The sequence below is a fragment of the Octadecabacter dasysiphoniae genome, assembly GCF_021532615.1.
Classification (GTDB): Bacteria; Pseudomonadota; Alphaproteobacteria; order Rhodobacterales; family Rhodobacteraceae; genus Octadecabacter; species Octadecabacter dasysiphoniae.
On record NZ_JAKGAQ010000001.1, the window covers coordinates 907,406 to 929,828 of the forward strand.

The window sequence follows — 22,423 nt, forward strand, 5'->3', positions numbered from 1 at the left end:
TGACCCTTCAACGTCCGCTTGAGTCTTCCCGAAGGTCCGGCTGCCTGGGCTTAGGTCTTCCAATTTGGGGGCATCTTGGCGACACGAAATGGCGACACCCCTAAGGGGGGTGTCGCCTATGTCGCCTGTCGCCTGCACTGATTTGCCCGGCGACACGAGGTTACATAGAGGCGACATGTCTCCAATGTCGCCAGTTGTCCGGTTATCATTCGGCATCATCGAACGCGTCCGCGAATGGATCGGGAATACGATATTGGCCTTCGGAAAACTCGATTTCGTCAGCCGCTAATAGAATCTTGACCTGCCTTCGGAAGGATTGCTGACGCGACTTGAGGATTTCGGAAGCCGATACTTGGCGGTCATCCGTGCAAGCGTCACGCCATTCTTCTTCCGGCACCCACTCGCCTAACCCCAACCCTAGGTCATCCAACGTGGTAAGCGCAGCGGCGGCGGCGGCAGGCAAGGCCTTGATCGGTGTGGATGCGCCGGGGTCGCACGGCTCACAATAGGGTGCGTAGATCGGCTCGCCGTCTATATCAGCGCCGACGTGGTGGGTGCCGATCCGAAACGCGATATCGAGGTCAGGCGGGCCATTGCGGTTCTTACGGACCACGCCACGAATAACGCCGCCTTGATCGGCTGCCTTCACCATTAAGGAAAAATCCAAAGCACCGTTGAATACGGAGTGGCCGCGCGGGGTGCTGCCTTCCGCCTTGGTCCCGTGGTGAATGAAAATGACGGCTGCACCGTAGCGGGCTAACAGCTTACCGATTTGGACCACGCGGTTCATCCCGTTGGCGTCGTTTTCCTCTACCCCTGGCATTGCCATTGCGAGGGTGTCGATAATGACCAGCTTAGGGCGCTGCGATTTGACCGCCTTGCGGATCGACTCCAGGTGCGGGCTGCCTTTGCCCTTTATGGTGCCGGGGCTGAATAGGTCGCTGACACCTTTGACCAGTTGGAAGTCATCGGCGCTGCCGTGTTCGGCGTAGAGCGCAGCCACGCGGCCTGCCATCCCGTCTTCATCCTCACAAGCGATATAGAACGCCGTGCCGGGTTTCGTGCGTAGACCGAAAAACTCGCTGCCTTGCGCTACGGCATAAGCGAGGGCAGGGGCGATAAGGGACTTGCCCGCGCCGGGTTCGCCGAAAATGCAGCCGACTTGACCGGGCGCTACTAGCCGCTTGACCAGATAGTCTCGGGGGGCCTGCGTTGCGCACTGCCCAGGGGTCAGGAACGTAAGACCCTCTGGCGACGGGTCGGGGACGTGGCCGTCCAAAAAGGCGTCGATGTCGTCCAGGTCGTCGGTGTCGTCGTCAAACGTGTCAGCGGCGCTGCCGGGGTCGAAAGGTTCGCGCGCGCCCGCTTGTAGCTGCGCGTTCAGAATCCGTTCAACCTCTGCCATGTCGCCGCCCGCGTGGTCGTCCACGTAGCCGTTCGCGACCATGGCAGGCAGCAAGGCATCGGCGACGTCCTCAGGAGTTAGCAGGGAGTTGGCGATTAGCCCGCCGATCAAGAAAGCCTCGCGGCACAATGCCTCGTTTCGGGCGGTCCCGGTGTCGGTAAGCCGTTGGGCTGCGGCCTTAAGCATGTCCACGGCTTTGCTGACGCGGAAAGGGTCGTCGGATAGATCGGCTGCGATATCAGGTTCGCCCCGATCCGGCGTAGCGCGACCGACTGCGCCCGCGTCCAAGTCGTCGGCCTGGTCCAGGTAGCGGCCCTCTACCAAACGCACGTCGGGCACGTCTTGGCTTTTAACCTGGCCGAAAGCGAACGACTGCGCGGACGTAAAGGACTCCGCGCTCAGGGTGCCGCCTAGCGCGCCGTTGACCCGTGCCAACAAGTCTGTCCGATGTTCGGGTGTCGTGTTGACGCTCAGGGGGCACAGAACGCGCCAGCGATGACCTTTGCCGGATTGAAGGTGCGACGGCGTGGTGTAGATCATTGCGGCCACGTCGGCTGCCTTGAGGGCCGCCGCAGCCTCGTCCACAGTCATCGTGCCCTCGTCATAGTCGCCTTCAATCCCAGACACCTCCAGGTGTGCTGCGTTGTGGCGGTAGGATCGGCGCGGCGTGGTCTCGCCAGAAAACTTGCCTAGTTTGATATGACCCATCGAGTCCTTGGACCGGGCAACAGGATTTTCGGTCGCCAGTTCGCGTAAAGACACTTGGCGGTCGTCCATCTTGAGGGCCTTGCGGTCCGCGAAAAAGGCGACTGTCAAAGGACGGTCGAGCGGGGATTCCGCTTGGGTGATTTTGGTGTGTTTCATAGGGACCTCTCCAGGGCAGGGCGAATCGACCAAAGGGCCAAGAGTCGCCCCCCGCGTTGGAAGGTCGGTTCAAAGTTGATAAACGGGGCGGGGAAACGTGGATCGGCGAGAAATAAATCGCCCGCGCCACGGTCTGTTGTATTCACTGTTGTATCCGGCTTGGTTATGTCCGGTAAGTAATTGATAATTATATGGTTAAAATGCCGTGTGGGGGCACCATTTAACCACCATAAAACCATACATTTTAACTATTTTAGGGGCAGGTCTGATTTTTTTGGCCATCAATTTGGTTACCGTAGCCAATTGCATTGGCAGTTTGGTTTGCGGTCATTTGCGACGCGTTCGCAATACCGATAGCCTCTTACCTCCAAGCTCAAGCGATGTGGATGCGAGGTTTTCAGCCCAATTGCGCACAATCTGACGCGCTGTTTCGGCCCCACCTGTGAAGGCGATGTGTGCCACCTTTGGATGGCGGGTCAGAACAGCACCACGTTCTTTATCGAAGCCTGTGATCACATTCAGAACACCGGGTGGGAAACCTGCCTGATCAAAGATGCGTGCGAATTCCAGCATTGCGGCGGGGCCGTCTTCGGATGTTTTCAACACAACGGTGCACCCCGCGTCGCGCGCTGGACCAATCTTGACTGCGGACAGGAAAAGCTGCGAATTTCAGGGCACGATTGCTGCCACCACACCAAAGGGGTTCGCGTCGCAGCCAAACATCCATGTCAGGCTTGTCGATGGGACGATGTGCGCCTTCGATCTTATCCGCCAAACCAGCGTAGTGGCGGTAATACTCCGTGACATAGGTAATCTGTGTTGGGGTTTTGCGCGTGCTCTTTGTCCTGTGTCGTCTCGTGGCGTTTGATGTGGCTCCCCCAGTTTTAGGGGGTGGAGGTTGAGTCGGGACGGTAATACGCTCATCGTGCCATTGTCAGATATTCAAGTTCGCACCCCAATGCCCCCAGAACAGGCGTATGTCGCATTGTCAGCAGATCGCCTCGGCCGGGGCTGAATACGGCCATCGTAAGTTTGTTTACTGGATAGCGGAGGTCCAATGGCCCACATCAACCAACCACCCCGACTGCAATTGGGAGACGCCCCTCTCACGGGCTACCTTGGGTCAGAGACGGATCAGATCGTAATTCTTTGGCAAACGGTTGGGCTGATCGGTTCTGACGCTTTCACCATTGAATACCGGGAGGTGGGTGCAGCCGATTGGGTTGCGGTGAACACACGGACCACAAATGACCTCAACCTAGATGGCCGCATTGTTCATGAGGTGGAGATCGACGGGCTGTTGTATGGTTCAGATTATGAGTATCAGGTGACCCACTTTGACGCGGACACCGGTGTGACGAACTCATTTTCGGATGTTTTTCAGACGCGATTGGCGCCCGGCGACGATCAATCCTTCTCTTTTGCGGCGTATGGCGATTCCGCATATTACGCCAATTCGCAACCGTTCTTCGACGTGCAGGGCCGCATTACCGAAATGGACCCGGACTTTGCGTTACTGTTGGGCGATAACGCGTACAATGACGGAACCCATAATAACTTTGATATCCGGCTGGATGGGGATGATGCATCGGCCGCGACACTTGATTGGATTGCGGGGCACATCGACTACGTCGCGTTTGGCAATCATGACCTGTCCTCTGGCGGAGACGGCCACCTTGACAGTTACAGCGCCCCGATACCTGTTTCCGGCGTTTCAGCCCCGGTTGATGCACCCAGCTTCAGCGTAGAAGAATTGAATTACTCGTTTGATTACGGGAATTCGCATTTTGTCACCTTTGATTCGAACCAGTTGAAAAATGCAGCGAACCTGACGTCGCTTGTGGACTACGTCGTGGCCGACCTCCAAGCGTCTGATGCGCAATGGAAAATCGTTTTCGCACATCACCCTGTTGGCGGGGCCCCTGACAAATCAGAGGGGCCGGAGGACAACTATTGGAGCGAACTCGTCGAGCGTATCTATTCTGCGGGCGCAGATTTACTTTTGGTGGGGCACACCCACACCTACAGCTGGACCTATCCTTTGACGGGCAATGCGAACGATCAAGCCATGTTCATCGAAGACACTGACAAAGTCTACGAGCAGGGGGCTGGGGTTGTTCAGGTTGCGTCTGGCGTTGGGGGGCGGAGTTTGCGTGTGGGCGATTTCACGCAATACGATTTCGTCGCAGAAGGTTATAGCACCACGACGGACGTTCAATCAAAATACGGGTTCGCGAATGTGTCCGTATCCAGCACGGAACTTGTCGTCGATTACGTCGCGGCGGATGACGGGCTTATCATCGACAGCTTCAAAATTATTGCTGCCAGCGAGCTCGGTGTTGTTTCCGGAACGTCTGGTGATGATTTCATTGATGCCGACTATCTGGATGACCCTCACACCGAAAAAACGACAAACGAGGCCGACCTTATCAGAGCAAACGGGGGTAACGACACCATCCACGCCGGGGAGGGTGACGACACTGCGTATGGCGGCAGTGGCGACGACACGATTTACGGTGGCGATGACAAAGACCGGATTTATGGCGGCAGTGGGCACGACAGCTTACATGGCGGTGACGGTGATGATTATCTTCGCGGGCAAAGCGGCACGGATCACTACTTTGGCGGGGCTGGGGTTGATACTGTGTCCTATCTTGGGTCGCTGCTGGGCGTCAGGATTGATCTTTTGGGAAACAGCGCATCCAGCGGTGACGCCATGGGCGAAAGTTGGGATAGCGTTGAGAATTTGATCGGATCACGCACCGCCAACGACAACCTTTTGGGGGACTCAGCGGCGAACATGCTGAGCGGTTCAGGCGGTGACGACGTTGTCTATGGGAGGAACGGTGCTGACCTGCTTCGTGGTGGCGACGGGCAAGACAGGCTGCATGGCAATTACGGAAACGATTCCCTTTCGGGTGGTGAAGGTGCCGATGTGCTTTATGGCGGGCATGACGACGATCAACTATCCGGTGGCAGCGATGCCGACACGTTTTACTTCAAACCGGGCGAGGGAAATGACGTCATCACGGATTTTGAAAACAACATCGATACGCTCAATTTCGAACACTATGGGTTCAATCGCAGCGATGACGCTTTGGCGTTTGCCGAAAACGTATCAGGCTTGGGCGTCCTGTTCGATTTTGGCGACGGCAACACGATCCAAGTTGTCGGAAGCTGGGTTGGCCACCTGCGTGACGACCTAGACCTATAACTGGGGCCATCAGCGGTAGTCACGGCATGTCCGTCGAGTGGTCACAGGTGCCCAATCGAAGCGGTTTCAACGCACGGGTTTAAGCGTCAATTCTGGCCAATGGGTTATCACGCCACTTAGATCTGCGTTCTCGCTTTGATGTCTGATGGCGTATTTCCAAACCAGCGCCCATAGAATGCCGCGCGACATTGACGGCGCCAACGCCCAGAGCCTGAACAACGCCGTGAAACCACGTGACGAATTCTGGCAGCTGGCTGCCTCTAGCACCATTTCGGTTGGCAATGCGCCCAATTCGGGGGCACAGTCCTGAATGGCAGCGGCCAAATTATCAACAAACCCTTGTCCCGCCCAAGGGTTACGTATCACTGCAATAGCCGCGATCAATTTGAGAGGGGTGGGCGCAACCTTGCCGCCTTCGATAAGCGCATAAATCCGTTGAAAGGAACACCTATGGATACCTTTGATGAAGACCTGTTCTTAAAGGGGCTGGAGCAACGCAAGGCCACATTGGGCGCGGAGTATGTAGAACGTAATCTTGCCGCTGCTGACGATTTCACGCGGCCCTTCCAAGAAGCCATGACCGCGTGGTGCTGGGGCTTTGGGTGGGGCGACGATGTGATCGACGCGAAAACCCGATCCATGATGAACCTGTCGATGATCGGCGCGTTGGGAAAGATGACCGAGTGGGAGTTGCACTGCCGCGGGGCGATCAACAACGGTGTTTCAAAAGAAGAAATCAGAGCCATCATTCATGTGATCGCCATTTATTGCGGCGTACCGCAGGGGCTGGAATGTTTTCGGGCAGCGCGAAAAGTGTTCGAGGAAAATTAAACACGGCTGACCCAATAAACAGCTGCGCAATTTGGGATTTTGGGCACAAACCAGAAATCTAGCGTTCATGACCGATGTAAATGTGGACAGCCCGACAGCGGCCCGGCGCGCGACAAGACGAGGTTGATTTTATCACATCTTGCCGCCACTCATAGATGATGCGTTTTACAAAATTTCTTTCGACGGCATTTATTCTGGCTCTTGCGGTGGGGCTGTATTGGGCGTCGTTCAGTTTTTTCAAATCGCAAGAAGTTGAAAAAGCGCAGGCGCGGCTGACGTTGTATCGCAGCACGCTTGAATCCGAGTTGCGCCATTTTGCACATCTGCCGTTCTTGTTGTCGCTTGACCCTGTCGTGACGGCCACGTTGGCAGGAGGGGAGACCGAACCGTTAGATTACCGGTTGGCGCGGTTTGCGCAGAGTGCCGGCCTTGATGCGATTTATCTGATGGACGGCGAGGGCAACACGATTTCTGCATCCAATGCGAAAAGCCCCGTCAGTTTTAAGGGCCAGAATTATGCGTTCCGCCCGTATTTTCAGGCAGCCCAAAATGGGGAACTGGGCGAGTTTTACGGGATCGGCGCGACGACCGGTATTCCGGGGTATTTTTATGCCATGCCTGTCTGGCCTGCGGACACGAATTCGAATGGGGTCATTGCGATCAAGGTCGATCTTTCGGGGGTGCAGGAGACATGGCAAGCCTCTGGCGAAAGGATCATTCTGGCCAATGACGATGGTGTTGTTTTGCTCGCGTCCGATCCTGACTGGCGTTACAAAACCATGTCACCGCTATCGCCCGAACAGCGCGGCAGTATTCTGGCGTCTCGTCAGTTTGGGTCCGAACAATTGGCCCCGCTGGATTGGTCTTTTGATACGGCTCGTCAGACGGCGAATGTGGGCGATGAACGCTTGTTGTACCTGCATACATCCGATTTACCCAATGGCTGGACGTTGCACTTTTTCGTTCCCAGCGATCAGGCCGTGGCGCGGGCGTGGTTGGTGACGGGCGGTTTTTTGACCCTTACTTTGCTGGCCTTTAGCCTGTTTCAGGTCAACCGGTTGCGCCGCGTACGGTCCGCGCTGATCAGATCTGAACGCGAAGAAACGGAGCTGCGATCCGCGAATGCGCAATTGGCGGTGGAGATTGAAGAACGGCGCGCGGCGGAACATACGTTGAAGAAAACCCAAGCAGAGCTTGAACGGGCAGGGCGTTTGGCGGCACTCGGGCAGTTGGCATCGTCGGTCACGCATGAGTTGGGGCAGCCGATTGCGGCGATGAAGAACCAGCTTGCTGCATCCGAAATGACCGTGGGTACAACCAAGTTGAGCGACAAAATGCATGGCCTTGTGGAACGGATGGAAAGCATTACGCGCCAGTTGAAGTTTTTTTCGCGCAAAGGGCGCGACAGTTTCGAGACATTCGATTTGGGCGAGGCAATGAACGACGCGCTTGAGCTGTTGGAGCCCAGCATTTCAGACCGGCAAGCCACCGTCAGGTTCGCGCAACCGAACATGGCCACCATGGTGAACGCCAACCGGCTGCGCATTGAACAGGTGATGACAAACATCATTCGCAACGCCCTTGATGCGGTGCAGGACACAAAGATGCGCCAAATTGATATCGCCATGGGCGCAGCAGAGGATCACACGTGGTTTACTGTATCTGACACAGGCCATGGTTTGCGCGGTAAGACACTGGATGATTTGCAAGAACCCTTTGCCACCACCCGTGAAAGTGGCGAAGGTATGGGGCTTGGATTGACGATCACCGCAGGTGTTGTCACAGACCACGGCGGCACGATAGAGGCCCATGACCGATCAACGGGGGGCACAACATTTCGTGTGACGCTTCCAAACAAGGGACAGACGGGTGGCTGACCAACGGGTACTGATCATTGATGACGACCGCCTGATGCGCAATTCGCTGGTCGATCTGGCAGAGGCTGCCGGTTGGGTCACCAAAGCATTGGCGCGAGCCACTGACGCAGAGCGATGGATCGATCAGTTCCAACCGGACGTTATTTTATCAGATGTCAGGATGCCGGATGTTACGGGGCTCGATTTGCTGAAATCACTCGTTGTGGCGCCGCCAATGGTGTTGATTTCCGCCCATGGCGATATCCCCACTGCCGTAGAAGCGATGAGACACGGCGCATATAGCTTTGTCGAAAAACCGTTCGATCCCAAGCGGTTGTTGCTTATTCTTTCGCACGCGGCGCAGGCGCACCAGATGCAGCAACGTAATGTGCGCCTTAAGGAACGGCTGCGTGAATTGTCGGGTGTGGACCGTGTTTTGCTGGGGCAAACGCCGCAAATGCAACGGCTGCGCGACACCATCGCGATGGTCGCTGGCGCAGACAGCACCGTATTGCTGCAAGGTGAAACAGGCACAGGCAAAGACCTCGTGGCGCGGTTGATCCATGATCTGTCGGCGCGCTGTGATGGCCCTTATATCGCGGTAAATGCAGCACAGATCAGCGCGGCCCATTTGCCCTATATCGCCCGCGAGGCATCCGGTGGCACGTTGCTGCTGGATGAAATCGGCGCATGCCCACCGGACGTTCAACCGCTTTTGTTGCGCATGATTGACGCCGGCGAGACCCTGGCCCCCGACACAGGCCTGCCCGAAAAAGTAGACTTGCGGATTATCGCGGCCACGAACGAAGACACAGACGCTTCGGTCAAAGCAGGGGGATTGAGAGCGGATTTGATGTTCCGCCTGAACGGGTTTGCCATCAATCTTCCGCCATTGCGGGATCGACGTGATGACATTTCGCTATTGGCCATGCGGTTCAGTCAGGAATTTGCGTCTTTGTACGATAGCGATCCGCCCGCGTTGCGTGATGATGAACTCAGCACTTTGATGGCCCATGAATGGCCCGGCAATGTGCGCGAATTGCGCAACCTGATGGACCGGCGCGTGATGATGGCGCGTCATGGGATAACATCATTGCACGACGCGATGTCTGCACATGATACAGAGGGTGCGCACAAATCCGGCCTGCGCGAAGCGGTCGCGGCGTTTGAACGTCAGATGATCGCCAAAGCCATCCAAACCCACGCTGGCCGCATGGAGGATGTGGCCCGCGAATTGGGGATTGGGCGGCGGACCTTGAACGAGAAGATCGTGAAGCTGGGCCTCGATAAAACCGCGCTGTTGTAGCTATGCGGAAATCCGCAGGGCAGGGCGCAAAACCCGCGCATTTTTCTTCATAAGTCCTCTCGTTGGAATCGTGTTCAATATCCGAACAGATTTTCTTGGGAGGAAAATGAAATGAAAAACATCATGACAACTGCTGCCGTTGCAGCGCTTACACTTGGCTTTGCAGCATCTGCGCAGGCCGAAGAATGGAACGTATCCTTGTGGGGCAAACAGCGCGCCTTCACAGAGCATGTGGAAAAACTGGCCGAACTGGTGTCTGAAAAGACAAATGGCGAATTCACGCTGAATATCAGCTACGGCGGTCTGTCCAACAACCGCGAAAACCTTGATGGGATTTCCATCGGCGCATTTGAAATGGCTCAGTTCTGCGCAGGGTATCACCGCGACAAGAACCCTTCGATCACTGTGCTCGAGCTTCCGTTTTTGGGTGTGTCTTCGCTTGAGCAGGAAATCGCGCTGTCGATGGCTGTTTATCAGCACCCCGCCACTGTCGCTGATCTGGCCCGCTGGAACGCGACATTGCTGATGCCGTCGCCGCTGCCGCAATACAACATTGTCGGTGTTGGTGATGCGCCAACGACTCTTGCTGATTTTGATGGCCTGAGCGTGCGCGCGACGGGTGGTATCGGCGCGGCAATGGAAACTGTCGGCGCTGTGCCAACATCCATGTCCGCATCCGAAGTCCGTCAGGCGATGGATTCCGGTGTTGTCAAAGCCGTGGCCTTCGCACCGCACGCCCACATGTCATTCGGCACGATCGAAAACGCAACGTGGTGGACAGAAAACTTGAACCCCGGCACGGTGAATTGCCCTGTTGTTGTGAACTCAGAGGCACTGGACGGTCTGTCTGATGCCCACCGTGAGGCATTGTTGGGCTCTGTTGAGGACGCGCTGGATCACTACGTCACCAACTACAACGGTGCGACAATGGACGCATGGGGCCCCGCATTGGAAGAACGCGGCATTAATGTCGTGTCCTTTTCTGACGCGGAAATCGAAGGTTTCAAAGACGCCGCCGCAGCCCCGTCTGCTGCCGCATGGATCGAACAGAACAACGCTGCGGGCCTTCCTGCACAAGAGCTGTACGATCTTGTAACCGGTATGATCGCAGACGCGAACTAATCGACACTTGGCCCCGCACCACATAGGCGCGGGGCTTTTCCTATTTTTCGATACAATTTGCGGGGGCCAGTATAATGGCAACAGCGTCACTCGTCCTGTCGGACGACAGTATTCTGAGCAAATGCGACCGACGGCTACTGCGTCTGGAACGTGTGTTTGCACTGATAAGCGGGATCAGCGTTTTCGTGTTGATGGTTTTGGCTGTGGTGTCGGTCACGGGGCGTAACGCGATGAATGCGCCGTTGCCCGGCTACGTAGACTGGATCGAACAGGCCATGCCGTTGATCGCTTTTATGGGGATTTCTTATGTCATGCGCGAAGGCGGCCATATCCGCATGGATATCGTTGTTGGCAAGCTGCGCGGGCGTCTTCTTTATGGTGTTGAAATGATCACCACCCTCGCGGTGCTGTTGTTGATGGTGCTGCTGGTCTGGGGCACATGGGCCCATTTTGATCGCAGCTTTGATTTTGCCGCCCCCATGTGGAGCCGTGACAGCTCAATGGATATCGCTCTCCCGATATGGCCTGCGAAACTTCTCGCGCCGGTGGCGTTCAGCGTCTTGTGCTTGCGCCTGTGCCTTCAGGTCTGGGCCTATGCCCGTGCCTTTGTGACAGGCCACGCCATTGCCGTGCCACTTGTGGCTGACGCCGCAACCCAAGCCCGCATGGAAGCGGATCAACTGGAAGGGCAAGACTGATGGAACCCATTGAAATCGGCCTTTGGGTGACGGGCGGCATGTTGGTGCTGGTCGTCCTTGGTATGCGTGTTGCTTTTGCTGCGGGTCTTGCGGGTATGATCGGCCTGATCTGGATTTTCTGGGCCAAGAAAGATTTCGGCTTTGATGAATTTGGCTGGGCGCTGGGCGTGGCTGTCAAAACCGCGGGCCAAGTCCCGCATTCCAAAGTTTCCAGCCAAGCGTTGTCGCTGATCCCGACCTTCATCCTGATCGGCTACCTTGCCTATTACGCGGGCCTGACCAAAGCTTTGTTCGAGGCCGCGAAACGCTGGATTGCATGGGTGCCGGGTGGTCTGGCTGTTTCAACCGTGTTTGCGACCGCTGGCTTTGCCGCTGTGTCAGGGGCGTCGGTCGCCACATCGGCCGTCTTTGCGCGCATCGCGATCCCCGAGATGTTAAAGATCGGCTACAACAAACAATTCGCGGCGGGCGTCGTGGCGGCGGGTGGTACTCTTGCATCGCTCATCCCACCCTCGGCGATCCTCGTGATTTATGCGATCATCGTGGAACAGGACGTGGGCAAACTTTTGCTGGCCGGCTTTATCCCCGGCGCATTTTCGGCCCTTGTCTATGCGGGCCTGATCATCGGCATCGCGGTCGTCTTCAAGAACGTCGGCCCGCCCGTGCGCGGGTTCACATGGAAGGAACGCTTTGCGTCCCTGCCGCCCGCATTGCCGATTGTCTTTGTGGTCGTGACGATCATCTGCTTTGTCTACAACCCGTTCGGCGGCGATGCGTGGGGCACCCCCACCGAAGGCGGCGCCATCGGGGCCTTCGTCGTGTTCCTCATGGCGCTTTACCAAGGGATGCGGTGGGCGCAATTGCGCGACGCACTTCTGGAAACTGCAAAACTCAGCGTGATGATCTTTACGATCATCTGGGGCGTTCTGATCTACGTGCGCTTCCTTGGCTTTGCAGGCCTGCCAAGCGCGTTTTCCGACTGGATCACATCGCTGACCATGGCGCCCATGATGATCCTGATTTGTATTCTGCTGGCTTATGCGGTGCTGGGGATGTTCATGGACGCAATCGGGATGCTGCTGCTGACCCTTCCGGTGGTTTATCCGGCGGTCATGGCCCTGAATGGCGGTGAAACCGTCGCGGCAGCCGACAGCGCGTTTGGAATGTCAGGCCCCATGTGCGCGATCTGGTTCGGCATCCTTGTGGTGAAAATGGCGGAGTTCTGTCTGATCACGCCGCCTATTGGGCTCAACTGTTTTGTGGTTGCTGGCGTGCGCGATGATTTGTCGGTGCAGGATGTTTTTAAGGGTGTCACACCATTTTTCATCGCAGACGCGGTGACGATCGGGCTTTTGGTTGCCTTTCCCGGGATCGTGCTGTGGCTGCCAAGCTTGGCCTGAACATGCCTCCACTGTGTGAAGTGCGGCATTTTTCGCGATGGCAACTGGACCATCTGCGCTGACGAAGGCCGGTGCACCACGTCGCAAGACGAGGATTTGCCGGTCTAGATCAACATTGCAAACGCACGTTGCGAAATCGGCTTCTCCAGAAAGGCTATTTGGAAGGGAAGTGCGTCTGGAGTCATCGGTTTACCAATGTCCGCTGCTCCAGTGCCGCCTCGGCGGTTTCAATCGAGGGGCAAACAACCGTTTCATACCCCAAACCCGACAACGCGGGTGCCGTCGCTTGGCGATCCTTCGGGTTGTCATCCAAAATGAGGACAGTGAATGACATGAGAAGTTCCTTATTCAGTTGCAGGGATTGATTGACGGATCGCCAGTTTATCTCGGGCGAGGGTTTGGGCCTCTGAGCGGCACAGCAAGGCAAGCGCGTCATCGGCGCTGAGGCCTTTCGCTTGCGCGCGCGCCCAGATTTTACGGGCAGACACCGGTGACCATGGCAAAGCCGCCTGTGAAAGCCATTGGCGCAGCGGTGTCGGCAAGGAATCGTAGGCGTGCATCGGATCGACAGATCTACGTTTCCTGCACAGCGATGTTTCACCTAGGTTTCGGTTCATGTCGCCGCGCGCCTCACCGTGATGCAGCGGCCTTCGAGATTGTTCAAAACACCGTTCAAGAGCATATTTTTTCCAGCGCCGGGAAAGCCGGAAAGAACCGTGACGGGACGGCGGGTATCTGACATGGTCGACTCCATTAATGCCCTGCAAGTCAGGTAACTTAGGTAGTTACTAGATTAACGCAACAGCAAAAGTTACATTAGCCTCCACTTAGGGGAATACCTGCCTATGAAACGCAATTCGCGCCTGTCTCTTGCTCTGCATACACTTGGTCATATGGCGGGTGATCCGGATCGCATGCGGACATCTGCTGATATCGCCAAGCATGCGGGGACCAACCCAGTTGTCGTGCGCCGCGTGTTGGGAAAGCTGCGCGAGGCGGGCCTGCTGACGTCTGAAAAAGGCCACGCAGGGGGATGGCGTCTTGCACGCGCGCCGGACGCGATCACATTGGCCGATGTGTACCTCGCGCTTGATGAAAGCCTTGTGGCTACTGCTGAACAGGAGGCGGCTTCTGCTTGTTCGGTAGAAAACATCTTACAGAAGAAAGTGGCGTCGGTCTTGGAAGACATTGAACGTAGTTTGGTGGAACGACTGGCCGCAACCACAATCGCGGAAGTGCGATAGACAGGTAGCGTCGCGCTTGGCCGGTCCGAAAGGGTGCCCAATGCTGTATTGGTCCTGAACGATCCCCCGCGCGTTTAAGGTTTTTCAAAGGCCTGGTTTCGGGGCCCATTCAATATCGAATAGCGAAATCCTTGTCCGCAGAATGCGATATTCAGCGGGGCAAAAGCATCCAACACAGTTATCTGAGCCGCGTTGTGTGGGCGGCCTGCCGCGCATGTGGGCAAAGCTGAACGGTGGCTGAATGCTGTGTTCAGGGCCGCTTCATGGCGTGGATGGCATAGATCAGGACGCTCGCAAACCAGCGGTGCGATTGGCTGAATGCACCTAACCCGCTTCGCGCGGGGGGGCAACAGACATCAGTCTCACAAGCAGAAAGGATCTATCCAATGCAAGACAACAACACACAGAAAAACGACTCACAGAAGGACGGCTCAAACGATGACGAGCGCGGCGGTAACAATGGCACAGGGCAGGGCGGCAAAGGGAACAACGACACGATCGATCTGACTGACATTGCCGGGGCTGACGATGTCGATCTTGATCTTGGCGCCGCGCAAGATGGTGTCGTGATTGCGCAAATCGACAATAACGGTGATGACACAGTTGATGAAACCGTCGAAATTGACGTGGACGAAGACGATGACATCACTGTCATTGGCACGGACGGCGACAACGTTTTTGCAGGTGGGGCTGGCGACGATGTGATCGTGGGTTCGGCGGGTGATGACGCGGTCACTGGCGGGGACGGTGACGACACCATCGATTACTCCGATCTGAATGCGGGTGTCACGATCAGCTCAGCCGGGGTTATCGACAAAGGGGATCTGGGCACGGACACCGTCGGTGAATTCGATGTCGAAGCAGGCACAATCGAAGTCGTCGAAACCGTGGTCGCCAATGAAGACCAAACCAACGTGGTTGATTCGACCTCTGTTCAGGGGGCGGTGGCCATTGATATCGATCTGGACGAGGGAACCTTCATCGGTAACATCGTTGAGAACGCAGGTGATTTTCAGGCGGGCGAGTTTTTCGCGGTGACGCTTGAGAATTTCGACGATGTGTTGGGCAGTGACAACGATGACCAGATCACGGGCGACGGACAGGCCAATCTTCTCACAGGGGCGGCGGGCACGGACATCATCAACGGGGCCAGTGGCAACGACACAATCAATGGCGGTACGGGGAGTGATACCCTGACCGGTGGGGACGGCGAAGACACCTTTGTCTTCGCTCTCGCAGATGGTGCGGACACGATCACCGACTTTGACGTCGGCGCAGATGTGCTGGAGTTTGCGGATTTCGCGGCCTCGGATGTGACCACATCGACCGAAGGGGGCGATACAACGCTCAGTTACGGCGACAGTGAACTTGTGCTGGAAGGTGTCGTCGAGGAAGATCTGAGCGGGCTTCTTATGATCGCCTGACCACAAATCATCACGGGCCAGCAGCCACCATCCGGTTGCTGGCCCGGTTAATTCAATCCGTGAGAGAGAGGCAGCGTCAGTGTCGCGCGCAATCCACCACCCGGGGGGGCGGTTTCCAGTTCAATCGTTCCGCCGTACAGGCCCGCAACGTCACGTGCGATCGTGAGGCCCAGACCCGAGCCGGACGTCGCCCGATCAAGGCGAACCCCGCGTTCGAACACGTGTTCATATTCGCAAACAGGCAGGCCGGGGCCATTGTCCTCTATCATAAGGGTCACCGTTTCCCGTGTTTTAGAGACAATCGTTTGCACACGACCGCACGACCATTGGGCGGCGTTTTCGATCAGATTACCAAGCATTTCGTGAAAATCCGGAACCGTCACGGCAAGATAGATTGCGTCGGGACCTTGTGTGCTGAAAACGACGTCCCGGTGCAGGCGTTCAAGCGCACCGGTCAGATCGCGCAGCACCCCCATGATCTCAATGCGCTCACCTGGCAGGATTGCTTCGGGGCCGGTGACAGCATGATCGAGGTGAAGCGCCGTCGCCTCTTGTAGGCGGACAAGCGCGTCCTGTGCGGCGGCAAGATCAAGGTCGCGGCCACGCGCGACGCGTTGGATTTCCCCGGCCAGTATCGTCGTCGGGGTTTTCAGGGCATGGGCAAGACCCGCAGCCTGCAAACATCCGCGATCGCGTTGGCGGCGGTTGCGTTCAATCAGCCGATCAAGATCGCGCACAAGCGGCGCAACCTCGGACGGAAAGGTATCCGGGTTGGGCCGCGAGGCAGCGCTGCCAAGAACAACAACGGCATCATGCAGGTATCGCAACGGTCTTAGGGCCGCGTTCAGCATAAGGGTCGCGGCGACCACCAACGTCAGGCCAAGTGCGATGAGGCCAAGCAACAGATTATTTTGAAAATTCTCCATGGTGGTTTCAATAGACGCAAGGTCCGCCGCCACACCAAGGTGCCAGCGTCGCCCATCCGGAACACGCACGCTTTGCGCCAAAAGCCTCAGGTTTTGCATTTCGGGACCAGTGGTAACGTGCCATTCCGGCAACGCACTCGGCGCACCAAGGGGCAGTTCACGTTCCCAAAGCGAACGTGATGTGACGGTGTGATTGCTGGTCTCTGCCTGAAAATACAGCCCCGAATACACACGCGAGAACGAGGGCGAGGTCATGCGCCCTGCAATGTCTTGCGGTTCTGTTGCAACTGCGACGCGCAAAACGGCCAGCTCCTCGCTCAGCCGTTGATCGAATTGTCTAAGGGCGGCGTTTTCAAACACGGCAAGGATGGCGTATCCGCCAAAAACCAAAGACAGCGTGATCCAGAGGGTTGCGCCAATCAGGACGCGCAGACGAAGCGAACGCAGTCTCATCCTTGACCAATGCGATAGCCTGATCCGCGCACTGTTTCTATTGCCGCCGTGCCAAGTTTGCGGCGCAACCGTGCGACAAAGACTTCAATCGTGTTGCTGTCGCGATCATTGTGCAGGCCGTAGACGATTTCGGCCAGATCCCCTTTTGCATGCACCTTGTCTGGCGCTTGAACAAGCGTCGCGAACACTTTGTATTCGTGCGCCGTCAGGGGGACAGTGCGTCCGTCCCGTGTGACGCGCTGTGCGCGTAGATCAACCGATATCGCGCCAATACAGCTAACTGGTGCAGCTTCGCCACCCGCACGCCGGATAAGCGCATTCAGACGTGCGATCAGTTCTTCCATCTGAAAAGGCTTGCCCAAATAATCATCGCCGCCAGCGTTCAGCCCCTCAACCCGATCTTCCCAACGATTGCGCGCAGTCAGAACAAGGACTGGCGTCTGAAGCCCCCCAGAGCGCCAAGAATGCAATACGGACACGCCATCAAGCCGCGGCAATGACAGATCAAGCACAATGGCATGGTAAATCTCGTTTGCACCAAGATGATGGCCATCCTCACCGTCCATGGCGACATCGACGGTGAAGTTTTCAACCTCGAGAGCCTCCACAATCTGTGCAGCAACGCGATCTTCATCCTCAACAACGAGCAAACGCATGCTAGGGCCTCCCGCGGTGAAAATATCCACCACCCAGCGTGTCGTTCCCGCATGTTATTGATCTGTTCACGCTGTCACCTCTGCCTTTCGTGCGGCGGTCGGTCGGGGCGTGGTGATTGGCGTGGTTTAGGGGGCGGCCTGCGCGTGTTCACACGTGGCGGGGGCCTAGTGTCTGGACCCGCTCGATCAGGTCTAACATCGCTTGGTCGGACAACCCGCGCATTTTCGGCATCAACGTATACGGCATACAGCGCACCGTCCGTAGCCATGAGCAGGATTTCATAGAAATTGCGGTCACCGCGGGACAGAAGCCTTGCATCAATCATGGTGCTTTGGGGCACAACTTCGCCTGCCGCGGCAACGGCAGCATCAAATGCACCATCATTGGTCAAGTCCTGAGCGGCACAGGGTGCGCTTTTGGCAACGCCGACTGCGGTCGCAAAGAGCGGAAGGAAAATCGCGGTGGCGCGGCGCATTTGATGACCTTTGTAACGGGGTATCGGGCTGCTTTGGCGGTGTGTCCTAGGTTCTAAGACTTCGTCGAAATCTTCCAACCCTTGGCCGGCCAGCCGCGATGAATCGGCGACAGACCGCCCCCGAGGCCAAAAGCAAACACACTGGGGCAACGCGAAACCCGACCTATGTTCGCGGTACTTTATCACCGTGCGTAATGGGTGCGCACCAAGGCTAATTTTTGGACACTTTGCAGTGGGTGCGAGGCACTGACATCCGCAAGTTTGGTTCGGGGTGTTAGGGTGCTCGGACAGTTGGCCTGCCCGAGTTTTTTATCCGTGACATCAGCCATCTGACGTCGGACTCAACCCAAGCTTGGCGGCCTTGGGTTTGGTTCTTTTGACATTCCATTCCCGCGTGCGGGCCGATGCATCAGCTGCGGTAGGGCTCGATTTCGTCTGCCGACAACGCGTAGCCGATTTCGGCCAGTTGGGTGGACATCGACGAAACGCCGAACATTCCGGTCACATAGACAGGTTCGAACAGACCATTGCTTTCGTAGGGCGTTGGTGCGGTCACAAACACCAGCTGGTTGGCTGGCGGAGGAGGAACATGCACACACGCGCCGACGTAGGGCACCAAGATAAAGGCCGTGACGCCGCTGCCGCTGTAATCAATCGGAACAATGAAGCCCGGAAGGCGGACAACCAGCCCGTTCCAATCCCCCCGCACACCCGTAGATGCAGGCTGTTGGCTGGACAGGGGCGCGGTTTCATCGTGCGGTAGCAATCCCCGCAGCGCATTTGGGACTGTTGTTTGGCCATCCGGCAACAATTCTTCCCATGTCAGATCGATGTAGTCTTCGGCCCGCACGGCGCTGGGCACAAGCGCTGCGGCCGCCATGCCCGTCAGAACCGTGCGACGCGGCACATTACGAATTACCATACATAAACCTCAAGCGTGTCACCGGCGATGGAATATCCCGTTTGGCCTAGGTCGGTGTCTTGCAATTGTGTGCGCATCTGCCCTGTCACCCAAACGGCATCCCAGAGTTGTTCACTGGGCCACGGTTCGGCGGACGTGACCATCACAAGCTGGTTTGCGGGGGGCGGGGGCGTGTGAAGGCAAGCGCCGATGTAGGGCACCAGCATGAATTCGGTCACCCCCGCCGCTGTAATCTCAAACGGGATGATGAAACCGGGCATCTTGATATAGGCCCCGTTGAGGTTTTCGTTCAGCTTTGTGGCGTTGGCGTCATAAATGGGACGCCAGATGTCATTGGCCTCGTCCATCTCACCCTCGCCGATGATCTGCGAATACGCGAGACCGGGGGGAAGCAGATCATCCCATGTTATTTCTGTGGGGGAGGCTGCAAACGCGGTGTGTGGTGTGACGGCGGCACCGCTCATGAAGGTCAGGGCTGTTCGTCGATTGATCATCTGAAGGTCCACGATTCTAGCGTTATGTTTTGACCATCATACCATCGGCCACTGACATCCGGTAAGCCCGTATCGCAGGGATCATGCTCACAATTGCGCCAGCGGCCACAACGGCGAGAATGACCCAGACTTCGCGCAGGGTCGGTGCCTCGATCGGGAGCCAGAGGCCAAAGGTGGTATCAAGGATCGGTTGCGCCACCATGAGCCCGATGTAGAGCAGTGCCAAACCAAGCAACGCGCCGATGGCGGCCATCAGCATGGCTTCAAGGATCAGCATGGTCAGGATGGTCAAGGGACGCGCGCCCATGGCCCGAAAGATTGCCATTTCACGGCGCCGTTCGTTCAGGCTGGAAAAGATTGTGGCCATCATCCCGATCAGGGCGGTGACGACAACCATGGCAGACACGGCCAGCAGCGCGGTTTCGGCGATGCCGACGATCCCCCAAAGTTCCTGCAAGGCCACACCGGGCAGAATGGCCAACAGGGGTTCTTCGGGATAATTGTTGATGGCCCGCTGCAGGGCAAAGGTCTGTAGCGGGCTTTGCACACCGATCAGCGCCGCTGTGATCGCCACCGGAGTGAGTTCCATATCGCGGATCACATCAGCGGGTGTGGATTGGCCGGGGATTTGTGCGCCGTTTTGCCAATCCACATGGATGGCTTCAATTGCTTCCATGCTGACAATCACGGTGCGATCTACAGGGGTTCCGGTTTTTCCCAGAATGCCGGAGACGCGGAAAGGCTGGTCTTTATGTTCGGTGAACGACGCAAGCCCGTGGGCGACAATGATCGGGTCGCCAACGGTATATCCAAGTGTCGCCGCCACATCCGCGCCGATCACCGTATCAAACAGATCGTCCATGATCGCGCCGTCAGCGACCGCGAGTGATCTGCCTTGGCGGTATTTGTAGTGATCAAAAAAGGCCTGTGTCGTGCCCATGACGCGGAACTGGCGGTGGCTGTCGCCCAATGAAATCGGAACAATCCAGTCCACCTCTGGCCGGGCGGCGATGTCTTGGTAACTTTCCCACGTGACATTGTTGGTCGCATTGCCAATCCGGAATACGGAATACAGCAACAACTGAACCGAACCCGACCGCGCCCCGACAATCAGATCGGTGCCCGAAATCGTGTCCGCAAAACTGGCTTTGGCACCTGTGCGGACTTTTTCAACGCCAAGGAACAGCGCCACGGACAGGGCAATCGCCAGAATGGTCATGCCGACGGTCAACGCACGTGCGAACAGGGATGCTATGGACAGGCGCAGGATCATGCCGTCGCTCTTTCGATCTGTGCAACGTCTTCCATGCGGATCACACGATCAAACCGTTCGCCCAACCTCGGGTCATGACTGACCATCAAAAGCGATGTGTCGTGGGACGCCATTTGCGCAAACAGCAAATCAAGAAAGGCCGCCTGGCTGTCGGCATCCAGCGCCGATGTGGGTTCATCTGCGATGATCAGGGGCGGATGCCCGATCAGTGCGCGGGCCACTGCGACGCGTTGTTGTTGTCCGACGCTGAGGGCGGTGGCTTTGGCGTCCATTGTGCCCGCGGGCAGGCCGAGTGCGGAACACAGGTTTGTTGCTGCATCGGCGGCGTCGCCTGCGCGCTTTCTGCGCTTGGGTGCGAAGCGTAAGGGCAACAGGATGTTGTCGGCGACGGACCCAAAAGGCAGCAGGTTAAACTGCTGGAATATAACGCCAATCTGTTCTGCGCGAAACCGATCGCGCGCGCCACCGCCCATCGCGGAGATGTTGGTTCCCGCGATGGACACCGTGCCAGTGTCCGGCAGGATCGTGCCACAGATCAGCGACAATAGCGTCGATTTGCCGGAGCCGCTTTCGCCAAGCAGCAAGACGGATTCGCCTTTTGCAATCGTCAGGTCCGCGACGGCCACCGAAAACGCAGAGCGTCCGGACCATTGATATGCAAGGTCGCAGATTTGGAGGACGGGATCAGCCACCAGAGATCATTAATCGAGGCTGAGAACGGGTGCATCTCGTTCGACCTCAAAGGCCTGTGCGCCGGTTGACGTGATGATCTGCACCTCGACCTCCAGTGCATTCGGGAAGGCGTCAAAATACGCGAATGAGATTTCGGTCAGTGCGTCGGGTGCTTCGCAGGTCAGTGTATAGGCGGCATGGAATTCAGTGTGACCGGCTTCTTCCGCGTGCTCATCGTGGTCGTGCTCGTCATGCTCATCTTCGGCGTGCTCATCGTGGTCGTGCTCGTCATGCTCATCTTCGGCGTGCTCATCGTGGTCGTCGTCGTCATGGTCATCCTCGCCGTGATCATCATGATCGTCGTGCTCATCCTCTCCGCTTTCCAGCTCTGCGTTGGCGTCAATCAGCGAACACCCCGCGGCTTGGGGCAGAACAAACAATTCAAGCGGCGCTGCCAATGTCGCAAGCGCCGTTTCAATCGCGGCAAGGTCTTCATCGCTTTGCGCGGCGTATTCAAAACCGACAATGTCCGCGCCGGGTGCTTCAAATTCCATTGCGACGGACGTGCCATCCATTGCGATGTTCAGCGTACCAACGCCGTGTTCATGGGCATCAAGTTCGCGGGTGTCTTCGGCGAATGCCGGAACGGCGGCAATGAGAGCAATGAGTGATATGGTCTGTTTCATGATGCATCCTATGCAAAGTGAGGAGAGGGGTCAGGCTACGCAGTCGACGCAATGCCCATGTATTTCAACGATGTGTCGATTTGCCCGAAAAGCGTTTTGATCAGTCAGCGCATTGAAGGTCGCCAATAGATCGCTGCCGTCGTGTTCTTCGACGGACCCGCAATCCTCACAGATGGCGAGGATCGGGACACTTTCGGCGTGATTGCAGCGACAGGGAACAAAGGCTTTGATCGATTCGAGCCGATGTGCGTGGCCTTGATTGGTTAAGGCAGACAGTGTGCGATATACTGTGGGCGGCGCGATGTCTGGCTCACTGAGTTGAAGTTGCTCAAGAATTTGATAGGCGGTCATGGGGCGTTGCGACGCCTTGAGCACTGTTAAAATGTCCGTTTGTCGTACAGCAGCGCGCTTTCTCATGGGGTGCCTTCCTTCTTTTATGAATATTTATTTTATAAAGTAACAATTCGCAAGACGGCAGCCTGAGGTTGATCCGTCAGGCCA

22 protein-coding genes and 1 pseudogene are annotated in these 22,423 nt (G+C 56.9%); 9 read left to right on the forward strand and 14 right to left on the reverse strand.

What is annotated here, in order from left to right; all coding sequences use genetic code 11:
* Positions 1-205: 205 nt before the first annotated feature.
* Positions 206-2,269: an AAA family ATPase gene (locus L0664_RS04490; RefSeq protein WP_235224421.1), complete on the reverse strand. Its 2,064-nt coding sequence runs from the start codon at positions 2,267-2,269 to the stop codon at positions 206-208.
* Between the two features lie 360 nt (positions 2,270-2,629).
* Positions 2,630-3,095 (reverse strand): annotated as a pseudogene (locus tag L0664_RS04495) (aldehyde dehydrogenase family protein); the annotation flags it as partial.
* 231 nt (positions 3,096-3,326) lie between these two features.
* Between L0664_RS04495 and L0664_RS04500 the strand changes: the two are divergent.
* Entirely contained in the window at positions 3,327-5,483 is a 2,157-nt protein-coding gene (locus L0664_RS04500) for a metallophosphoesterase (protein WP_235224422.1), read from the forward strand.
* Between the two features lie 66 nt (positions 5,484-5,549).
* Here L0664_RS04500 and L0664_RS04505 read toward each other — a convergent pair whose 3' ends face one another.
* The gene (locus L0664_RS04505; RefSeq protein WP_336247090.1) at positions 5,550-5,849 is read right to left on the reverse strand and encodes a hypothetical protein; all 300 of its coding nucleotides are present in this window, start codon (positions 5,847-5,849) and stop codon (positions 5,550-5,552) included.
* An 84-nt stretch (positions 5,850-5,933) separates the two neighbouring features.
* Here L0664_RS04505 and L0664_RS04510 point away from each other — a divergent pair, with 84 nt between their 5' ends.
* From L0664_RS04510 to L0664_RS04535, 6 genes are all read left to right on the forward strand, one after another.
* Entirely contained in the window at positions 5,934-6,314 is a 381-nt protein-coding gene (locus tag L0664_RS04510) for a carboxymuconolactone decarboxylase family protein (protein ID WP_235224424.1), read from the forward strand.
* A 155-nt stretch (positions 6,315-6,469) separates the two neighbouring features.
* On the forward strand, positions 6,470-8,191 hold the full coding sequence (locus L0664_RS04515; RefSeq protein WP_235224425.1) for a sensor histidine kinase: 1,722 nt from the start codon (positions 6,470-6,472) through the stop codon (positions 8,189-8,191).
* On the forward strand, positions 8,184-9,476 hold the full coding sequence (locus tag L0664_RS04520) for a sigma-54-dependent transcriptional regulator (RefSeq protein ID WP_235224426.1): 1,293 nt from the start codon (positions 8,184-8,186) through the stop codon (positions 9,474-9,476). Before L0664_RS04515 ends, L0664_RS04520 begins: the two co-directional genes overlap by 8 nt.
* Positions 9,477-9,587: 111 nt before the next feature.
* The gene (gene dctP / locus L0664_RS04525) at positions 9,588-10,598 is read left to right on the forward strand and encodes a TRAP transporter substrate-binding protein DctP (RefSeq protein ID WP_235224427.1); all 1,011 of its coding nucleotides are present in this window, start codon (positions 9,588-9,590) and stop codon (positions 10,596-10,598) included.
* 74 nt (positions 10,599-10,672) lie between these two features.
* The gene (locus tag L0664_RS04530) at positions 10,673-11,296 is read left to right on the forward strand and encodes a TRAP transporter small permease subunit (protein ID WP_235224428.1); all 624 of its coding nucleotides are present in this window, start codon (positions 10,673-10,675) and stop codon (positions 11,294-11,296) included.
* On the forward strand, positions 11,296-12,696 hold the full coding sequence (locus L0664_RS04535; RefSeq protein WP_235224429.1) for a TRAP transporter large permease: 1,401 nt from the start codon (positions 11,296-11,298) through the stop codon (positions 12,694-12,696). Before L0664_RS04530 ends, L0664_RS04535 begins: the two co-directional genes overlap by 1 nt.
* A 181-nt stretch (positions 12,697-12,877) precedes the next feature.
* On the opposite strand, the gene L0664_RS04540 is transcribed toward L0664_RS04535, so the two are convergent.
* Genes L0664_RS04540 through L0664_RS04550 form a run of 3 tightly spaced genes read right to left on the reverse strand, consistent with a single transcriptional unit; the run spans position 12,878 to position 13,438 of the window.
* Entirely contained in the window at positions 12,878-13,030 is a 153-nt protein-coding gene (locus L0664_RS04540; protein WP_235224430.1) for a hypothetical protein, read from the reverse strand.
* Between the two features lie 10 nt (positions 13,031-13,040).
* Entirely contained in the window at positions 13,041-13,313 is a 273-nt protein-coding gene (locus L0664_RS04545) for a DUF6525 family protein (protein WP_235224431.1), read from the reverse strand.
* Entirely contained in the window at positions 13,310-13,438 is a 129-nt protein-coding gene (locus L0664_RS04550; RefSeq protein ID WP_418888010.1) for a GTP-binding protein, read from the reverse strand. The genes L0664_RS04545 and L0664_RS04550 overlap by 4 nt, the downstream gene beginning before the upstream one ends.
* Positions 13,439-13,541: 103 nt before the next feature.
* On the opposite strand from L0664_RS04550, the gene L0664_RS04555 reads away from it, so the two are divergent.
* Positions 13,542-13,940: an RrF2 family transcriptional regulator gene (locus L0664_RS04555; protein ID WP_235224432.1), complete on the forward strand. Its 399-nt coding sequence runs from the start codon at positions 13,542-13,544 to the stop codon at positions 13,938-13,940.
* A gap of 386 nt (positions 13,941-14,326) precedes the next feature.
* Positions 14,327-15,364 (forward strand): calcium-binding protein, encoded by a 1,038-nt coding sequence (locus tag L0664_RS04560; protein ID WP_235224433.1) that lies wholly within the window; start codon positions 14,327-14,329, stop codon positions 15,362-15,364.
* Between the two features lie 47 nt (positions 15,365-15,411).
* Here the strand turns inward: L0664_RS04560 and L0664_RS04565 are convergent, their stop codons facing one another.
* The 8 genes from L0664_RS04565 to L0664_RS04600 all read right to left on the reverse strand — a co-directional run bounded on the left by L0664_RS04565 (position 15,412) and on the right by L0664_RS04600 (position 22,339).
* The gene (locus L0664_RS04565; protein ID WP_235224434.1) at positions 15,412-16,743 is read right to left on the reverse strand and encodes a sensor histidine kinase; all 1,332 of its coding nucleotides are present in this window, start codon (positions 16,741-16,743) and stop codon (positions 15,412-15,414) included.
* The gene (locus tag L0664_RS04570; RefSeq protein WP_235224435.1) at positions 16,740-17,399 is read right to left on the reverse strand and encodes a response regulator transcription factor; all 660 of its coding nucleotides are present in this window, start codon (positions 17,397-17,399) and stop codon (positions 16,740-16,742) included. The genes L0664_RS04565 and L0664_RS04570 overlap by 4 nt, the downstream gene beginning before the upstream one ends.
* A gap of 885 nt (positions 17,400-18,284) precedes the next feature.
* Positions 18,285-18,797, reverse strand: coding sequence for a DUF3299 domain-containing protein (locus L0664_RS04575; RefSeq protein ID WP_235224436.1), 513 nt, complete (start codon positions 18,795-18,797; stop codon positions 18,285-18,287).
* Positions 18,791-19,291: a DUF3299 domain-containing protein gene (locus L0664_RS04580; protein ID WP_235224437.1), complete on the reverse strand. Its 501-nt coding sequence runs from the start codon at positions 19,289-19,291 to the stop codon at positions 18,791-18,793. The genes L0664_RS04575 and L0664_RS04580 overlap by 7 nt, the downstream gene beginning before the upstream one ends.
* Before the next feature lie 22 nt (positions 19,292-19,313).
* Entirely contained in the window at positions 19,314-20,564 is a 1,251-nt protein-coding gene (locus L0664_RS04585) for an ABC transporter permease (RefSeq protein ID WP_235224438.1), read from the reverse strand.
* Positions 20,561-21,256 (reverse strand): ABC transporter ATP-binding protein, encoded by a 696-nt coding sequence (locus L0664_RS04590; RefSeq protein ID WP_235224439.1) that lies wholly within the window; start codon positions 21,254-21,256, stop codon positions 20,561-20,563. Before L0664_RS04590 ends, L0664_RS04585 begins: the two co-directional genes overlap by 4 nt.
* Before the next feature lie 9 nt (positions 21,257-21,265).
* Positions 21,266-21,922 carry a zinc uptake protein ZrgA gene (gene zrgA / locus L0664_RS04595; protein ID WP_235224440.1) on the reverse strand — a complete coding sequence of 219 codons (657 nt, stop codon included), beginning with the start codon at positions 21,920-21,922 and terminating at the stop codon, positions 21,266-21,268.
* Between the two features lie 30 nt (positions 21,923-21,952).
* Positions 21,953-22,339, reverse strand: a complete 387-nt coding sequence (locus L0664_RS04600) for a Fur family transcriptional regulator (protein ID WP_268821549.1) — start codon at positions 22,337-22,339, stop codon at positions 21,953-21,955.
* Positions 22,340-22,423: the final 84 nt, after the last annotated feature.